The organism is Collimonas rhizosphaerae, assembly GCF_038896935.1.
Taxonomy (GTDB): domain Bacteria; phylum Pseudomonadota; class Gammaproteobacteria; order Burkholderiales; family Burkholderiaceae_D; genus Collimonas; species Collimonas rhizosphaerae.
This window is the reverse complement of sequence record NZ_JBANDC010000014.1, coordinates 32348-50142: the sequence shown is the minus strand read 5'-3', so window position 1 is coordinate 50142 and position 17795 is coordinate 32348. Positions and strand designations below refer to the sequence as shown.

The 17795-nt window shown below is 62.0% G+C and carries 13 protein-coding genes; 6 read left to right on the top strand and 7 right to left on the bottom strand.

All coding sequences use genetic code 11. The features are described from left to right. Positions 1-30 precede the first annotated feature (30 nt). Together glpD and V8G57_RS18610 are read right to left on the bottom strand one after the other, a co-directional pair. Positions 31-1566 (bottom strand): glycerol-3-phosphate dehydrogenase, encoded by a 1536-nt coding sequence (gene glpD, locus V8G57_RS18615; protein WP_342830621.1) that lies wholly within the window; start codon positions 1564-1566, stop codon positions 31-33. A gap of 324 nt (positions 1567-1890) precedes the next feature. Further along, positions 1891-2694, bottom strand: a complete 804-nt coding sequence (locus tag V8G57_RS18610) for a DeoR/GlpR family DNA-binding transcription regulator (protein WP_342830619.1) — start codon at positions 2692-2694, stop codon at positions 1891-1893. Positions 2695-2834: 140 nt separating this feature from the next. On the opposite strand from V8G57_RS18610, the gene V8G57_RS18605 reads away from it, so the two are divergent. The 6 genes from V8G57_RS18605 (at position 2835) to V8G57_RS18580 (ending at position 11340) form a co-directional block, all read left to right on the top strand. After that, positions 2835-3908 carry a LacI family DNA-binding transcriptional regulator gene (locus V8G57_RS18605; RefSeq protein WP_092396614.1) on the top strand — a complete coding sequence of 358 codons (1074 nt, stop codon included), beginning with the start codon at positions 2835-2837 and terminating at the stop codon, positions 3906-3908. Between the two features lie 137 nt (positions 3909-4045). After that, positions 4046-5401, top strand: coding sequence for a glucarate dehydratase (gudD, locus tag V8G57_RS18600; protein WP_342830617.1), 1356 nt, complete (start codon positions 4046-4048; stop codon positions 5399-5401). Positions 5402-5420: 19 nt separating this feature from the next. After that, positions 5421-6374: an aldose 1-epimerase gene (locus V8G57_RS18595; RefSeq protein ID WP_342830616.1), complete on the top strand. Its 954-nt coding sequence runs from the start codon at positions 5421-5423 to the stop codon at positions 6372-6374. Between the two features lie 51 nt (positions 6375-6425). Next, a complete protein-coding gene (locus V8G57_RS18590) occupies positions 6426-7697 on the top strand; it encodes an MFS transporter (protein WP_342830615.1) in 1272 nt (423 codons plus the stop codon). Positions 7698-7717: 20 nt separating this feature from the next. Continuing rightward, positions 7718-10135: a glycoside hydrolase family 31 protein gene (locus tag V8G57_RS18585; RefSeq protein WP_342830614.1), complete on the top strand. Its 2418-nt coding sequence runs from the start codon at positions 7718-7720 to the stop codon at positions 10133-10135. A 29-nt stretch (positions 10136-10164) separates the two neighbouring features. Beyond that, positions 10165-11340 carry a porin gene (locus V8G57_RS18580; RefSeq protein WP_342830613.1) on the top strand — a complete coding sequence of 392 codons (1176 nt, stop codon included), beginning with the start codon at positions 10165-10167 and terminating at the stop codon, positions 11338-11340. Between the two features lie 23 nt (positions 11341-11363). Here V8G57_RS18580 and glcF read toward each other — a convergent pair whose 3' ends face one another. The 5 genes from glcF to V8G57_RS18555 all read right to left on the bottom strand — a co-directional run bounded on the left by glcF (position 11364) and on the right by V8G57_RS18555 (position 17749). Further along, positions 11364-12599 (bottom strand): glycolate oxidase subunit GlcF, encoded by a 1236-nt coding sequence (gene glcF, locus V8G57_RS18575; RefSeq protein ID WP_342830611.1) that lies wholly within the window; start codon positions 12597-12599, stop codon positions 11364-11366. A 36-nt stretch (positions 12600-12635) separates the two neighbouring features. Then, on the bottom strand, positions 12636-13709 hold the full coding sequence (glcE, locus tag V8G57_RS18570; protein ID WP_342830610.1) for a glycolate oxidase subunit GlcE: 1074 nt from the start codon (positions 13707-13709) through the stop codon (positions 12636-12638). A 15-nt stretch (positions 13710-13724) separates the two neighbouring features. Continuing rightward, positions 13725-15236: an FAD-linked oxidase C-terminal domain-containing protein gene (locus V8G57_RS18565; protein WP_342830609.1), complete on the bottom strand. Its 1512-nt coding sequence runs from the start codon at positions 15234-15236 to the stop codon at positions 13725-13727. 177 nt (positions 15237-15413) lie between these two features. Further along, positions 15414-16301 carry a LysR substrate-binding domain-containing protein gene (locus V8G57_RS18560; protein ID WP_342830691.1) on the bottom strand — a complete coding sequence of 296 codons (888 nt, stop codon included), beginning with the start codon at positions 16299-16301 and terminating at the stop codon, positions 15414-15416. A 38-nt stretch (positions 16302-16339) separates the two neighbouring features. Continuing rightward, positions 16340-17749 (bottom strand): FAD-binding oxidoreductase, encoded by a 1410-nt coding sequence (locus V8G57_RS18555; protein ID WP_342830608.1) that lies wholly within the window; start codon positions 17747-17749, stop codon positions 16340-16342. Positions 17750-17795 lie beyond the last annotated feature (46 nt).

Below are 17795 nucleotides of genomic sequence, written 5' to 3'. Positions count from 1 at the left end.
CCTGCCGGGCAAAACTTCAGGTAAACCATTTCACGCCAGCATGGCGGCCGGTGCGGGTACTTGCTGCGCTTCCAGCCAGGCATGCAGGCGCTCGACGCCGGCTGCGTCAAAACGCAATCCCAGCTTGGAACGGCGCCACAGGATGTCGTCGGCAGTCAGCGCCCATTCGTTGCGCATCAGGTAGCGCACTTCCGCTTCATACAGGTCGGCGCCGAACAGTTCGCCCAGCCCGGCCATCTCGTGGATGCCGTCCAGCAGGCGCGCCGCGCGGGTGCCGTAGGTGCGTGCATAACGCGCCGCCAGGGCGGCCGGCAGCCAGGCATGGCGCTGCTGGAAAATCCGCTGGAAGTCTGCGAAATCGGCGTTGGCGATGTCGCCGCCCGGCAGCGCTTCATGCGCGGTCCAGTCCGATTTCATGTAGCCGAACAGCGGCTGCAGCTGCTCCATGGCTTCTTCCGCCAGGCGCCGGTAAGTGGTGATCTTGCCGCCGAATACCGACAGCACCGGCGCCAGCCCTTGTTCGGCCCGCAGCTCAAGACGGTAGTCGCGGGTTACCGCGGACGGATTGGCGACCTCTTCTTCCAGCAGCGGCCGCACGCCGGCATACGACCAGACCACCTGTTGCGGCGTCACGGCGGCTTCGAAATAGCGGCTCACCGATTCGCACAGGTAAGCCGTTTCTTCCTCCGAAATCTCTACCTTGCCCGGATTGCCGCTGTACTCGACATCGGTGGTGCCGATCAGCGTGAAGTCGGTTTCATACGGAATCGCAAAGACGATGCGCTTGTCGGGATTCTGGAAAATGTAAGCGTGGTCGTGGTCGAACAGGCGCTTGGTGACGATGTGGCTGCCTTTGACCAGCCGGATGTGGTGCTGGGCCGGCGTATTCAAGGCGCTGTTCAACAAGCTGGCGACCCAGGGACCGGCAGCGTTGACCACGCAGCGCGCCTTGACCTTGGTAGTCGCGCCGCTCACGGCCGACAGCAAAGTGGCGTCCCAGTATTGCGTGCCTTGCCTGGCTTCGATCAGGCGGGTTCTGGTGAGGATGGCGGCGCCGCGTTCCTTGGCGTCCATCGCATTGAGCACCACCAGGCGCGCGTCTTGCACCGAGGCGTCGGAATACACGAAACCTTTGCTCAGGGTTTTCTTCAGCGGCGCGCCGGCCGGATGCTTGCGGAAATCGATGGAGCGCGAACCGGGCAGCAATTCGCGCTTGCTCAGGTTGTCGTATAAAAACAGGCCGGCGCGTATCATCCAGGCCGGCCGCAGGCTCGATACATGCGGCATCACGAAGCGCAGCGGCGCGATGATGTGCGGCGCCATGCGCAGCAGCAGTTCGCGCTCTTGCAGGGCTTTGCGGACCAGGCCGAATTCGTAATGTTCGAGATAGCGCAAGCCGCCATGTATCAGCTTGGTGCTGGCCGATGAAGTGTGCGAAGCCAGGTCGTCCTGCTCGCAAAGCAACACGCTCAGTCCGCGGCCCGCGGCGTCGCGCGCAATCCCGGCGCCGTTAACGCCGCCGCCCACTACCAGCAAATCAACAATCTCATCTGATGCCACAGCCATCTCCTTGTGTCGGCAACTCGCTCATCGGACATATCCAGTTGTTGCCAAATAGCAAAACGGTATGCTTGCAATGTCACCGCACATCATAAAATATTTATATTCGAAAGTATATTGTTCGAATTCGAACATTGATAATCATTTATATTTATTGAAAGCAATTATTCAATAGAAATAAACTTAATTGCTTATAGATAAGCACTATCCCCTCCTCGGCCCGGAGGCTTGCAAGCGGCTGTCGCGCATAGGACTGGCCTGAGCCGTCGCCCGGATGGAGGAAAAAGGGGATGGATGTTCGCCGTGCGGCGTGCGAATGGCTTCGCGGGATTATTTTTTTTGCTGCCGGTCCGCGTCGTCGGTAACGAACACGTCGATTTTCGCTTCTTCGAAAATGCCGGTCATGGCTTCCGGCACCGGCTTGTCGGTGAACAGGGCATTGATTTTCGAGATATCGCCGAGCCGCACCAGCGCCGGCCGCCAGAATTTCGAATGGTCGGCCACCAGGAACACGGTGCGCGAATGTTCGATGATCGCTTCCGAAACCCGCACCTCACGATAGTCGAAATCGCGCAGGGTGCCGTCAGCCTCTATGCTGGAAATGCCGATGATGCCGAAATCGACCTTGAAGCGGCGGATGAAATCGATGGTTTCTTCGCCGGTGATCCCGAGGTCGCGGGCGCGCACCACGCCGCCGGTGATGATCACTTCGCAGCCCGGATAGCCGCTCATGATGGCGGCCACGTTCAGGTTATTGGTGATGACCCGCAAGTTGCGGCGCCGGCTCAAGGCCTTGGCGACTTCTTCGTTGGTGGTGCCGAGGTTGATGAAGAGCGTCGCCTGGTCCGGGATATGTTCCACCACCAGGGCGGCGATGCGGCGCTTTTCTTCCGAATACAGACCCTGCCTGGCGCCATAGGCGATATTCTCGGCGCTGGACGGCAGGCCGACGCCGCCGTGATAGCGCTGCAGCAGGTTCATTTCCGCCAGCAGGTTGATGTCGCGCCGAATGGTCTGCTGGGTGATCTTGAAGCGCGTCGCCAGATGTTCTACCGTCACAAAACCGTCGCGTTGCACATAACTCAACAGCTCCTGCTGGCGAGCGTTAAGCTTTTGCGTTGATATCTCTGGCATGAACCCTGTCCTGTGCGGATTTTTCAAAGGCTTTTATTATGATGGGATTTCTGCCATAAGGGGAGAATGCACAACGCATTTTGTCGCACCGCCCCGGGCACAATGGTAACGGTATCATTTTATAATGTTAGAATTTCGCCATGGAAAAAGAAAACTTGATGAATGCCGTCGTCGCCGACGTCACCGCGCGCCGTAAAGGCGGCCGTAAAACCGGCGGCTTCACCTTGCGCGACGTCGCCAAACTGGCGGGCGTCGCGCCCATCACGGCGTCGCGCGCACTGAATACGCCGGACGCCGTCTCCGCCAAGGTTCTGCAAAAAGTGCAAGCCGCGGTAGCGCAGACCGGCTATGTGCCGAACCTGCTGGCCGGCGCGCTGGCGTCGCAGAAAAGCCGCCTGGTGGCGGCCGTGGTGCCGACCTTGTCCGGTCCGATGTTCCTGGAAACCGTGGAAGCGCTGACCGACACCCTGGCCGGCGCCGGCTACCAGGTGATGCTGGGCCAGAGCGGTTATGAAAATTCGCGCGAAGACGCCTTGCTCGACGCCATCATCGGCCGCCGCCCGGACGGCATCGTGCTGACCGGCATCACCCGTTCGCCGCAGGCGCGCCGGCGCTTGCTGGCAAGCGGCATCCCGGTGGTCGAAACCTGGGACCTGACGCCGACCCCGGTCGACATGCTGGTCGGTTTTTCCCATGAAAAGATCGGCGCCGCGGTGGCCCAGTACCTGCACGCCAAAGGCAAGAAACGGGTGGCTGCCATCAGCGGCGACGATGAACGCAGCCGGCGCCGCGCCACGGCGTTTTCCGAGGCGGCGGTCCGGCTGGGCATGGCGCTGCCGCAGGAAACCGACATCCCGGCTTGCCTGGTGACGGCGCCCACCACGCTTGGCAACGGCCGCAGCGGGCTGCGGGAATTGCTGCAGCGCGCACCCGACATCGACGCCGTGTTTTGCAGCTCCGACCTGCTGGCCCTGGGCCTGATGATTGAAGCGCAAGCCAGCGGCATCGCCATTCCCCGCCAGCTGGCCGTCATCGGCCTGGGCGACCTCAGCTTTTCGCGCGACCTGCAGCCGCCGCTGACCACGGTCCGCATCGACGGCACCGCCATCGGCAGCACCGCCGCGCGTTTCATCATCGCCCGCTCCGAGGGCAAAAGCGTGGCCGAACCGATCTGCGATCTCGGCTTCACCATCATAGAGCGCGCCAGCGTTTAACCTCTTTTTCGCAAAAAAAATCATTGACAGCCAAAAATGGGACCGCTACCATTTGCTCGAATTCAATTTGGTAGCGGTCCCATTTTTAGCAATAAAGACAACAAAATATTTCAGCGCACACAGCCATAGGCAGCCCCATGACAGATTCGAATACCAGCCAGCCAGCCCCAGGCACTCCGCATATCGTCGACATGCGCGTGGTGCCGGTAGCCGGGCGCGACAGCATGCTGCTCAACCTGAGCGGCGCGCATGGCCCCTATTTCACGCGCAACATCGTGATCCTCAGCGACAATGCCGGCAACACCGGCGTGGGCGAAGTGCCGGGAGGCGAACGCATCCGGCAAACGCTGGAAGATGCGCGCCCGCTGCTGCTGGGAAAATCGATAGGCAACTACCAGGCGATCCTCAACAGCGCGCGCGCGGCGTTCAACGACCGGGACGCCGGCGGCCGCGGCCTGCAAACCTTCGACCTGCGCATCGCGATCCATGCGGTGACGGCGCTGGAAGCCGCCCTGCTCGACCTGCTCGGCAAATTTCTCGGCGTGCCGGTGGCGGCGTTGCTGGGCGAAGGCCAGCAACGCACTGCGGTGAAGATGCTGGGCTACCTGTTCTACGTCGGCGACCGCAACGCCACCGACCTGCCCTACGCCAGCGCGCCGGACGCCGACGACGACTGGCTGCGGCTGCGCCACGAGCCAGCCTTGGACACGCAGGCAGTGGTCGCCTTGGCCGAAGCCGCTTACCAACGCTACGGCTTCAACGATTTCAAGCTGAAGGGCGGCGTGCTGCGCGGCGAGGATGAAATCGAAGCGGTGACGGCGCTGGCGGAGCGTTTCCCGGCGGCCCGCATCACGCTTGATCCGAACGGCGGCTGGCTGCTCAAGGATGCCATCCGCCTGTGCCGCGACCAGCACGCGGTGCTGGCCTATGCCGAAGATCCCTGCGGTGCGGAGAACGGCTTTTCCGGGCGTGAAGTGATGGCCGAATTCCGCCGCGCCACCGGCTTGCAGACCGCCACCAACATGATCGCCACCGACTGGCGCGAGATGGGCCATGCCATCCAGCTGCAATCGGTCGACATCCCGCTGGCCGATCCGCATTTCTGGACCATGCAGGGTTCGGTACGGGTGGCGCAGATGTGCCGCGAATGGGGCCTGACCTGGGGCTCCCATTCCAACAACCATTTCGATATCTCGCTGGCGATGTTCACCCACGTCGCCGCCGCGGCGCCGGGCGACATCACCGCCATCGACACGCACTGGATCTGGCAAGACGGCCAGCGCCTGACCAGGCAGCCGCTGCAGATTGCCGGCGGCATGGTCGAAGTGCCAGACAAACCCGGGCTCGGCGTCGAACTTGATCCGGTGGAACTGGAAGCCGCGCACCAGCTCTACCGCAGCATGGGACTGGGTGCGCGCGACGATGCCGCGGCCATGCAATACCTGATCCCCGGCTGGAAATTCGACAACAAGAAGCCTTGCCTGTTGCGCTAAGGCGCACGATGAACGTCAAATGAAAACACTCCTGCTCCCGCCGGAAATCAGCCTTGGCAACGACGGCTGGCATTTGACCTTGTCGCCTGCAGCCGGCGGCCGCGTCACGTCCCTCAGGTCGTCGCAAGGCGAACGTGAAATCGACTGGATCGTCCCCATGCCGGAACAGTGCAGGCGGCACGGCTTCCCGGCAAGCGCCTGGCCCAAGGCCGGCATTTACCCGCTGCTGCCGTTTTCCAACCGCATCCGCGGCGGCAGGTTTTCCTGGGCGGGCCTGGCTCTGGATTTGCCGCTGCATCCGGGAGAACGGCATGCCATGCACGGTTTTGGCCACCGCGCCGAATGGCAATTGCTCGATTGCGATGGCAGCAGCGCCGCAATGCTGTACGTCCACGAAGAAGACGACAACGGCTGGCCCTGGCGTTTCGAAGCGAAGCAGACCATCAGCCTGGCAGCCGGCGCACTCGCCATGAAAATGGAGGTCACCAGCACCGGCAATACGGCATTGCCGCCGATGCCGCTCGGCGCCGGATTCCATCCATATTTTCCGCGGCGCTTCGCCCGCCAGGTTTCCTTTGCCGCGCAACAGCTGTGGCAAGCCGATGCCGAACATGTCGCCATCGGCGTCGGCGAGATCCCTCCACAGCATGACTACCGCACCCTGCGCAGCATTCCGCCAGAGGAAGAATTGACGCTGTATTACGGCGGCTGGAACGGACAAGCCATGCTCGGCGACGGCCGGCAGCACTGCATCGCGATTTCCGCATCGCCGCCGCTGTCGCACCTGGTCCTGCATGCTCCCAAGGCAGGCGAATACTTCTGCATCGAACCGGTGACCCACGTCGCCGACGCAGTCAACCTGGCGCAATCCGGCTTTCCCGATACCGGATTAAAAACCCTGGCCGCCGGCCGTACCTTCAGCTGCGATTTCCGGATGGCGTTTTCCAGCCTGGCCATCCCGGAACCGCCATGACGCCCAGCCGGCGCTCAATCACATAAATAAAAACCAACCGAGACAACAACAATGAAACATATCAAAGGCCTGCGCTGGTGGATCATCGCCCTCGTCTGTTTTGGCACCATACTCAACTACATATCGCGCAACTCGCTGGGCGTGCTGGCAGATACGCTGAAACACGACCTGGCGTTCAGCACCAAGGAATATTCGTACGTGGTGGCGGCCTTCCAGGTCGCCTACACCATCATGCAGCCGGTATGCGGCTACATCATCGATTTCCTCGGCTTGAAAGTGGGCTTCGCCTTGTTTGCCGCCGCCTGGTCGATAGTCGGCATGCTGCACGGCTTCGCCACCGGCTGGTTATCGCTGGCGTTCTTCCGCGGCTTGCTGGGCCTGACCGAAGCCGTCGCGATTCCGGCCGGCGTCAAAGCGGTATCGGAATGGTTTCCAAAACAGGAGCGCTCGGTGGCAGTCGGCTATTTCAACGCCGGCACATCGATGGGTGCGGTGATCGCGCCGGTGCTGGTGGCATGGCTGCTCTACAAACATGGCTGGCAGGCAGCGTTTATCGCCACCGGCGCGCTGGGCTTCATTTTCGCGGGTTTGTGGTTCTTCTTTTATCGGGCCCCTAAGGATCATCCCAACCTGTCCGATAAAGAACGGGCATATATCCTCTCCGGCCAGGAAAGCATTGCCGAAAGCCAGGCCCACGCCAAGCCATCGGTGCGGGCGATCGTCAGGACGCGCCGTTTCTGGGGCATCGCAATCACCCGCTTCCTGGCGGAACCGGCCTGGCAAACCTTCAATTTCTGGATTCCGCTGTATTTCATTTCCGTGCGCGGCATGAACCTGAAAGAGTTCGCCGTCTTCGGCTGGATGCCGTTCTTTGCCGCCGACATGGGCGGCATCCTGGGCGGCTACCTGTCGCCGTTCCTGATGAAGCATTTCAAGTTCAAGCTGATCAGCTCGCGCATCGCCGGCATCGCCACCGGCGCACTGCTGATGACCAGCGTCGGTTTTGTCGGTTATGTAGAAAGTCCCTACGTGGCCATCGCCCTGTTCTGCATAGGCGGCTTTTCCCACCAGATGATTTCCGGCCTGGTCAACACCATGACCGCCGACGTCTTCAACACCCGCGAAGTCGGCACTGCCAACGGCCTGACCGGCATGATCAGCTGGATCGGCGGACTCTCGTTTTCATTGCTGATCGGGCAGCTGGCCGAATCGATAGGCTATACCCCGCTGTTCGCTGCGCTCGGCATGTTCGACGTGGTCGGCGTAACGATTCTTTTCCTGCTGTACCGCGGCTATAAAGACAGCAATGCCGCCAGCAACTGAACAAGAAATTGGAGACTTCCATGTCAGTCAAACGCATACCTGAATTTCACCTCGCCGCGCAAAAAGGCCCACTGCTGACGCTCAAGGGTTCCGGCGGCCAGGTGGCCCATATCTTCGTGCTGGAACAAGACATCATCCGCGTCATGGTATTGCCTGATGCGAAGCTGCGCTTTCCCCGCACTTGGGCAATTGCGCCGGGCGCGCCGCAACTTCCACTGGAGGGACGCGACCGTTTCTCGCTGGCGGGTTTTGCACAACCACCCTACAGCACCGAGGAAAGCGGCGGCGCCTTGTTGATACAAACCGCGAAAATCCGGCTGACGGTGCAACTCAAAGGACTGTCCTGCAGCTGGGCAACCTGCGAGGACGGAACCTGGCAAAGCGCCGCCCAGGACCGCGCCACGCAACATGTCAATTTCGGCTATTGGGACGACAAGGTCTACCACTACCTCAAGCGCGACGCCAAGGATGAAATGTATTTCGGCCTCGGCGAGCGCAGCGGCGACACCAACCGCCACGGCCGCAGCTACTCCCTGAAAACCATCGATGCGATGGGCTACAACGCCAGCAGCACCGACGCCTTGTACAAGCACATCCCGTTCTACCTGACCTGGAACCGGCGGCAAAAAAACGCCTTCGGCCTGTTCTACGACACGCTGTCTGAAGGCAAGCTGGACATGGGGTGCGAGCTGGACAATTATCACGGCCACTACCGCTATTTCGTTGCCGACCATGGCGACCTTGATTATTACTTCATCGCCGGCGACGACATGGAGCAAGTGGTGCGGCGCTATACCTGGCTGACCGGCAAGCCGGCGTTCACGCCGAAATGGGGCCTCGGCTATTCCGGTTCGACCATGACGTATACCGACGCCCCGAACGCACAGGAAAAGATGAACGAATTCCTGGCGAGCTGCGAGCAGCACGACATGCTATGCGAATCGTTCCACCTGTCGTCCGGCTACACGTCGATCGGCGACAAGCGCTATGTATTCAACTGGAACCGCGAGAAATTCCCCGACCCCAAGGCTTTTGCCCAGCATTACCTGCAACATGGCGTGCGCCTGTGCGCCAACATCAAGCCTTGCCTGCTGCAGGACCATCCGTGTTTTGCCGAAGCGCGGGACCTGAACCTGTTCATCAACGACCAGGACGGCGAACCGGAAATGGTGCAGTTCTGGGATGAAATCGGCGCTTACCTGGATTTCACCAATCCTGACACCATCAACTGGTGGAAGCAAGCCGTGACCAGCTCCCTGCTGGAATATGGCATCACCAGCACCTGGAACGACAACAACGAATTCCAGGTGCTCAATCCGCAGGCGAGCGTCCACGGTTTCGGCCAGCCGTTCAAGGCAGTCGAAGCCAAGGGCCTGCAAACCATGCTGATGATGGCCGCCTCGCAGGAAGCGCAAACCGCGTTTGCGCCGCACCAGCGGCCCTACCTGGTCTCGCGCTCCGGCGCCGCCGGCATGCAGCGTTACGTGCAGACCTGGTCCGGCGACAACTACACCTCGTGGCAAACCCTGAAATACAACATCAAGATGGGCATTGGCCTGGCCTTGTCCGGCATTTCCAACACCGGCCATGACGTAGGCGGCTTCAGCGGCCCGGCGCCGGGTCCGGAATTGCTGCTGCGCTGGGTCCAGTTCGGCATTTTCATGCCGCGCTTTTCGATCCATTCCTGGAACGACGACAAGACTGTCAACGAAGCCTGGATGTACCCTGACATCACCGGCGCCATCCGCAACCTGCTCAAGCTGCGCGCTCGCCTGACGCCGTATTTCTACGACTTGCTATGGCGCTACCACCAGCACTACGAGCCAATGGTCAAGCCTACCTTCCTGGCTTTCCCCGGCGATCCGCGCTGTTTCGATGAAAACGACGACATGCTGGTCGGCCCCAGCCTGCTGCTGGCTGCCGTGGTGGAGCCGGGCCAGCACAGCCGCAGCGTGTACCTGCCGGCAGGCGCGGACTGGTACGAATTCTGGAGCGGCGCGCATCACCGCGGCGGGCAAGAAATCGTATTGCCTGCCGTCGGCGAGCAACCGCCGCTGCTGGCCAGGGCCGGCAGCGCCATCGCCGTCAACGTCGCTGAACAGCATTTCAACCGAGCCACGCACCAGCAAGGTTTCATGGTCTTCCCGCACCAGGCCGACGGCAGTTTCACGGCCGAGTTTTTCGACGACGACGGCTGCAGCCACGCCTACCAAAACGGACAGCACAGCTTGTGGAAGATCCGTGTCCAGAGCTGCGCATCGACTTTGGAAATCGCGGTCGGATGCGCGGGCGTGCAGCCGGCGTCCGATATCGTGACCGTGCTCTTGCCGCGCCACGAAAATCGCCGGCTGCCGGCTGACGCTGCCGGCATCGTCAGCGACGCCATCGTCGACGGCTACCGCGAAATCAAGTTAAGAATCACCAAACCGGCGTTCTGAAGCAGTCCAATAACCATAAAGGGAGACACATGAAACACAAAACACTGGCGCTGGTGACAGCAGCCGTTTCATTCGCAGGCCATGCCCAGGCGCAAAACGGCGTCACCATCTACGGCACCGCCGACGCCGCGATCATCTACTCCAGCAGCCAGCGCGGCCATGCCAACACGTATATGAACAGCGGCAACCTGAATGCCAGCAAGCTGGGATTTAGCGGCAGCGAAGACCTGGGCGGCGGCAGCAAAGCCATTTTCACGCTGGAACAGGGATTCAACATCGACAACGGCACCCAGAGCGATCCCAGCAAGGCGTTCAACCGCCAGTCCTTTGTCGGATTGAGCGACGCCCGTTACGGCACATTGACGCTAGGCCGCCAGTACACGCCGTACTGGCGCTATGTCGGCGGACTGGGATCGACCGGCGTGCTGACCGGCGCCACCGGCGCCCATCCGGGCGACCTGGACGGCCTCGACACCACCATACGCATCAATAACTCCCTGGTCTATGCGACGCCGCTGATTGCCGGTTTCCAGGCCAGCGCCCTGTATGGTTTCGGTGAAAACGCCGGCACCATGGGTTCCGGAAATACCCTCAGCGCGGCGCTGCGCTACGACCTTAATGCGCTCAGCCTCGCGTTGGGATATCTCAAGCTGAACAACAACAACCTCAAGGGTTTTGCGCCATGGGATCCGAACGTCACGTCGGGCAGCTACGCCCAGTCCCCGGTCAATGCCGGATATGCCTCGGCTAAATCGGTACAGATGATCGCAGCGGCGGCAAGGTACCAGGCGTCGGGCAGCCTGATGCTGGGCTTGAATTTTTCCAACGTCCAGATGGCGCCGGGAGCAGCGTCCTTGTTCACGCACCAGGCCAGTTTCAATACGGCAGGCGTGATTTCCAGCTACAAGCTGACGCCGGCCATCACGGTAGCGGCAGGCTATAGCTACACGCGGGAATCAGCCGCCAACGGCATCAGCAATCCGGCCCGCTACCAGCAGCTGTCCCTGGAGCAGACCTATGATTTCTCTAAACGTACCGCGCTTTACTTCCTGGAAGCTTATCAAAAAGCGCGTGGCCAGACCTTGGGGAAAGATGGCGTGACAGCGGTCGACGCGGTGGCAGTGGTCGGCGACTCGCAAAACGGCACGCCGTCTTCCAACGGCAAGCAGTTTGTCGCGGCAGTCGGCATCCGCCATCAGTTTTAAGGGCGGCGGCGCCCTGCAAACTGTCAGGCCAGCGCCTGGTCCAGCAGTTCGATCCAATGCCTGACCGGCGTCTGCGTGCCCGACTGCAGATGGGTCAGGCAGCCGATGTTGGCCGAGACGATCATGTCCGGCTGGCTTGCCTGCAGATTGTCCAGTTTGTTGTCGCGCAGGCGGTACGACAATTCCGGCTGCAATACGGAATAGGTGCCGGCCGAACCGCAGCACAGGTGGTTGTCGGCGCACAGCTGCACATCGACGCCGACGCTGCGCAGCAAGCCCTCCACCTTGCCGCGGATCTGCTGGCCGTGCTGCAGGGTGCATGGCGGATGGTAGACCACGCGCTGGGTGATTTTCCCTTGCAGTTTTTGCTGCAGCTCCGCCTCGAACGCCGGCAGGATTTCACACAGGTCCTTGGTCAGCGCCGAAATCGCTTTTGCTTTCACGGCATAGGCCGGATCGGCCGCCAGCAGATGTCCGTATTCCTTGACCGTGACGCCGCAACCCGACGCGGTCATGACGATTGCTTCGACGCCTTGTCCATTGCTGCCGATCACGTACGGCCACCAGGCGTCGATATTGCGCCGCATGTCGTCCAGCCCTCCGGCCTGGTCGTTCAGGTGGTAACGGATCGCGCCGCAGCAGCCCGCCTTGGGCGCTACCAGCAGCTGCACCCCGAGCGCGTCGAAAACCCGTGCGGCGGCGTGGTTGATGTTGGGCGACATCGCCGGTTGCACACAGCCGTCCAGCAACAGCATCTTGCGCGCGTGTTCGCGGCGCGGGAAAATTCCCGCCCCATGTTTTTCCGGAACCTTGTTTTTCAGCGTGCGCGGCAACAGCGGCCGCAGCAGCTGGCCGGCCGCCATGGCCGGCTTGAACAGCCAGGGGCGCGGCAAGAATTCTTTCAGCAGCTTGCGCGTCAGCTGTTGCGCCACAGGGCGCGGCACCTGGTCGTCGACCACCTTGCGCCCGATATCGAGCAAGCGGCCGTATTCGACGCCCGACGGGCAAGTCGATTCGCAATTGCGGCAAGTCAGGCAACGGTCCAGGTGGGATTGGGTCTTGACGGTAGCCTTGGCCCCTTCCAACACCTGCTTGATCAGGTAGATGCGGCCGCGCGGGCCGTCCAGCTCATCGCCCAGCAGCTGGTAAGTCGGGCAGGTCGCCGTGCAGAAGCCGCAATGCACGCAGGCGCGCAGAATCGCGTCGGCTTCCTTGCCTGCGCGGGTATTCTTGATGAAGTCGGCGAGATTGGTTTGCATGGCTTGCTGCGCTATAGGTTGTTTGTGAGGTTCGGATCAAAAGCCGGGATACATGCGGCCGATATTGAAAATCGCCGCAGGATCGAAGCTGGCTTTCAAACGCCGGTGAATCTGTTCCGCCGCGGGCGCCAGCGGATGAAACACGCCGGCCTCTTTGTCGCCGCCGCGGTACAGCGTGGCATGGCCGCCGGCGGCGGACGCCGCGTCCCGCACCGCCTGCGCGTCGGCGCCGGTGAACAGCCAGCGCTGTGCCCCGCCCCACTCGATCAGCGTGGCGCCGGGTAACGCCAGCGGCGCTGCGGTCGACGGCAGCGCCAGCCGCCACAAGGGCTTCTGCGCGGCTGCCGGCGCAAAAAAAGCGTGCGTCTGCTCGCGCAGCGCGTGCCAGAAATCGTCCGCATCGGCGACCGCTTCACCGCCGAGGTTCTTTTCGGCGGCGCTTACCGCTGCCTGCGCGCCGGACAGGCGCAGCGTCAGCATGCCATCCTGCCAGCAGCTGGCGGAAACCGGCAAGGGCAAGCCGCCCCACTGGTTAAGGCTGCGAATCGCTTCGGCTTCGCCCATGGCAAACCGGCGGCTGCTGCTGGCGATCGGGCGCGGCAACACTTTCAGCGACACTTCCAGGATCAAACCCAGGGTGCCAAGCGAACCGGCCAGCAAACGCGACACATCGTATCCCGCCACGTTCTTCATGACCTGTCCGCCGAAATGCAGGATGTCGCCCTTGCCATCCATCAGCACCGCGCCCAGCACAAAGTCGCGCAACGCGCCGACCGCCTGCCGCGACGGGCCGGACAAGCCGCTGGCGACCATGCCGCCCAACGTCGCGGCGCTGCCGAAATGCGGCGGTTCAAACGGCAGCATCTGGTTGTGCTGCGCCAGCAGCGCCTCGATCTCGGCCAGCGGGGTGCCGCAACGGGCGGTGATCACCAGTTCGGTCGGCTCATAATCGATGACGCCGCCATAGCCGCGCGCGTCGAGCAGCTCGCCCTGCACCTGCTGGCCATACCAGCGCTTGCTGCCGCCGCCGCGGATTTCCAGCGGCCGGTGTTCTGCGGCGGCGGCGAGGATCTGCGCCTTGGCCTGCTGCCTGAATGACTCTGCGTCCATATTCTCGGGTCTGGTTTAGAAGCGCGGAAGTTCCGCAAATTTCAGCTGGCCGCGCTGCACATGCATCTTGCCGTACTCGGCGCAGCGCTGCAAAGTGGGGATCGCCTTGTCCGGATTGAGCAGGAACGCGGTATCGAAGGCACGTTTGACATTGAAGAAAGCTTCACGCTCCAGCGGAGAAAACTGCACGCACATCGAATTGATCTTTTCGATGCCGACGCCGTGCTCGCCGGTAATGGTGCCGCCGACAGCCACGCACAACTCAAGGATCTCGGCGCCGAATTCTTCCGCGCGATGAAATTCGCCAGGCAGGTTGGCATCGAACAGGATCAGGGGATGCAGGTTGCCGTCGCCGGCATGGAACACATTGGCGCAGCGCAGGCCGTATTTGCCTTCCATCTGCTCGATGCCGAGCAGCACTTGCGCCAGGTTCTTGCGCGGGATGGTGCCGTCCATGCAGTAATAATCGGGGGAAATGCGGCCGGCAGCCGGAAAGGCGTTCTTGCGGCCCGACCAGAAGCGCAGGCGCTCCGCTTCCGACGTCGACACTTCGATGCGGGTCGCACCGCTGGCGTTGAGCACCGCGCTCATGCGGCCGATTTCCTCTTCCACCTCTTCCGCGGTGCCATCCGATTCGCATAACAGGATGGCGGCGGCATCGGTATCGTAGCCGGCCTTGACGAAGGGTTCCACCATGCGCGAGCTGGTGCGGTCCATCATCTCCAGGCCGGCCGGGATGATGCCGGCGGCAATCACGTTGGCAACCGCATTGCCGCTCTTCACCACGTCGTCAAAGGAAGCCATGATGACCCTGGCCGCCTGCGGCTTGGGGATCAGCTTGACCGTGACTTCGGTGACCACGCCCAGCATGCCTTCCGAGCCGATGAAGAGCGCCAGCAAGTCGAGGCCGGGCGCATCCAGCGCGCCGTTGCCGAGTTCAACCACCTCGCCGTCGATCGTCACCATCCTGACCCGCAGCACGTTGTGCACGGTAAGGCCGTATTTCAGGCAATGCACGCCGCCCGAATTCTCCGCCACGTTGCCGCCGATGGTGCAAGCGATCTGAGACGACGGATCCGGCGCGTAATACAGATCGTGCGCGGCTGCCGCCTCGGAAATGGCGAGGTTGCGCACGCCGGGCTGCACCACGGCAGTCCGTGCATACGGATCGAGCTTGACGATGCGGGTGAATTTGGCGGTGGACAAGACCACGCCGTCGGCGATCGGCATGGCGCCACCCGACAGGCCGGTGCCAGCGCCGCGCGGCACGATGGGTACCTTGAGATCGCGGCAAGCCTTGAGGATGGCGACTACCTGTCCTTCGTTCTCCGGCAACGCCACCACCATCGGCGTCTGCCGGTAGGCGGCCAGGCCGTCGCATTCGTAGGGCCGGGTATCTTCGATGTTCGACAGCAACGCCTGTTCCGGCAGCAGCGCCCGCAGCGCGCTGACGACTTGCTGCTGGCGGACCGGGCTAAAGGCGGATTCAGCAGGAGCTGTAGCGAGCGATGCTGTTTTCCCGTTCATGCTGTTGTCCCATTGGCAGGCTGGCTATCGGAGAGTGTGTTTTCTATCGTCGAGTATAACGATATTGTGTTTTCAACAGAATGTTTTCCTCTGATATCCAGCTTGGATCCGCCTGAAAAGCTTGCATCGCGCGGATGAAATATTTTCAGGCGGCCGTCCGCCTGCCGCCAATCCGCTTCAGATGCGGCTGAAAGTATCCTTCATCCATTCAATGAAGGTGGTCACTTCCGGCCGTTCCTGCGGCTTTTGCTGGTACACCAGGTAATACGCATGGGGCGGCGAAGTCAGGCTGATGTCGAACAATTGCACCACTTCTCCCTGCGCAATCATCTGCTGGGCAAAATGCTTGCGGGTCAGGCCGACCCCATGGCCATGGCGCACCAGTTCCAGCAGCAGCCCCAGGTCGTCGGCACGCAAGCCGGAGGAAGGCTCGGGCCAGTCCAGCCCGGCCGCCTGGAACCATGGCTGCCAGGGTTCCAGCGCCGAGCGCAGCAGGCTTGCCTTGCGCAAGTCGGCCGGCTGCTTCAGCGGGCCGACTTGCTTCAGGTATCCCGGGCTGGCGACGGCAAAGGTGGGTTCCTCAAACAGTTTCTCGGTGGTGGTGTTGGGATACTTGCCTGCACCAAAACGCACTTCAAGATCGCTCTCCGTCAAGCTCAGGTCGTACAGCGGCACCGACAGGAATATTTCGACCACGATCTCAGGGTGCCGCCTGGCAAATTCATGCAGGTGCGGGATCAGCAGCTGGCGTGCAAACGTCGGCGGCGCGGTGATCTTGACGCGCGGCTGCACCTGGGCGTTACGCTGCGGCAGCGGAAATTCGGTCAAGGTGCGCAAGGCGCTGCGCACCACCTCCAGGTAGCGGTGGCCGAATTCGGACAAGGCGACGGTCCGGCCCTCGCGCGAGAACAGGCGTTCGCCGACGAAATCTTCCAGCAGGCGGATCCGGTGCGACAGCGCCGACGGCGTGATGCACAACTCGTCCGCCGCCAATGCGAACGAGTGGTGGCGCGCGGCAGCTTCAAACGCGGACAAGGCGTGCACCGGCGGCAGGCGATTGACCAGTGGGGTTTTGTTCAAAATTATTACCTAGACACGTGGACTTACCACCGGATGATCTTTCCGGGATTCATGATGTTTTTCGGATCGAAAGCATGCTTCAGCGCGCGCATGGTGGCGATTGCTTCCACGCCATGCTCTTCAACCAGGAAATCGATCTTGTGCAGGCCGACGCCATGCTCGCCGGTGCAAGTGCCGTCCATGCCGATGGCGCGGCTCACCATGCGCGCATTGACGCCCTCGGCGCGCGCGATGTCGGCGGCGTCGTCAGGATCGACCAGCATCTGCACATGGAAATTGCCGTCGCCGACGTGGCCGATGATCGAATACACCATGCCGTTCGCCTCGCAATCGGCCTTGGTCTCCAGGATGCACTCCGCCAGGCGCGAGATCGGCACGCAGCAATCGGTGGAAATCGCGCGGCTGCCGGGACGCAATTGCAGCAAGGCGAAATAGGCATTGTGGCGCGCGGTCCATAAACGCGAGCGGTCTTCCGGCCGCGTCGCCCATTCAAAGCCGACGGCGTGGTGCTCAGCCACCACCGCCTGCACCAGCTCAGCCTGCTCCTTGACGCCGTTCTCGCTGCCGTGGAATTCAAACAGCAGCAGCGGCTGTTCCGGCAGCGCCAACCTGGAATGCGCATTGATGGCGCGCACGCCGTTCTCATCCAGCAGCTCTACCCTTGCCACCGGCACGCCCAGCTGTATGGTCTGGATCACCGCATTGACCGCGTCGGCGATATTCCGGAACGAACAGACCGCGGCCGAGATGGCTTCCGGTTGCGGATAAAGCTTGACGGTCACTTCAGTGATCACGCCCAGCGTGCCTTCGCTGCCGACAAAAATGCGCGTCAGGTCATAACCGGCGGCGGATTTCTTGGCGCGCGTACCGGTCTTGATGATGCGGCCGTCCGCGGTCACCACTGTCAGCGCCAGCGTGTTCTCGCGCATGCTGCCGTAGCGCACGGCGTTGGTGCCGGAAGCACGGGTGGCGGCCATGCCGCCGATCGAAGCGTCGGCGCCTGGATCGATCGGAAAGAACAGGCCGCTGTCCTTGATCTCGTGGTTCAGCTGCTTGCGGGTGACGCCGGCCTGCACTGTCGCCGTCAAGTCTTCGGCATGGATCGCCAGCAAGCGGTTCATGCGCGACAAGTCGATGGAAATCCCGCCCTGCAGCGCCAGCACATGGCCTTCCAGCGACGTGCCGCTGCCGAAAGGAATCACCGGGACCTGGTATTCGCTGCACAGCTTGACCAGCGCGGCGACCTCTTCGGTCGATTCGACGAACACGACGGCATCCGGCGGCATCGGATCATACGAAGAAGCATCGCGGCCGTGATGCTCGCGCATCGCCATGGTGGTCGAGAGGCGCTCGCCAAACAAGGGGGCGAGAGCTGCAAGCAAGCCATCCGGCAACGGTTTTTTCAGGGCGGCGAGATCGGCGATGTGGTTCATTGGAAGGTCTCCTTTTCCTCTGGATTTTACTCTGCGCGACTGCTGC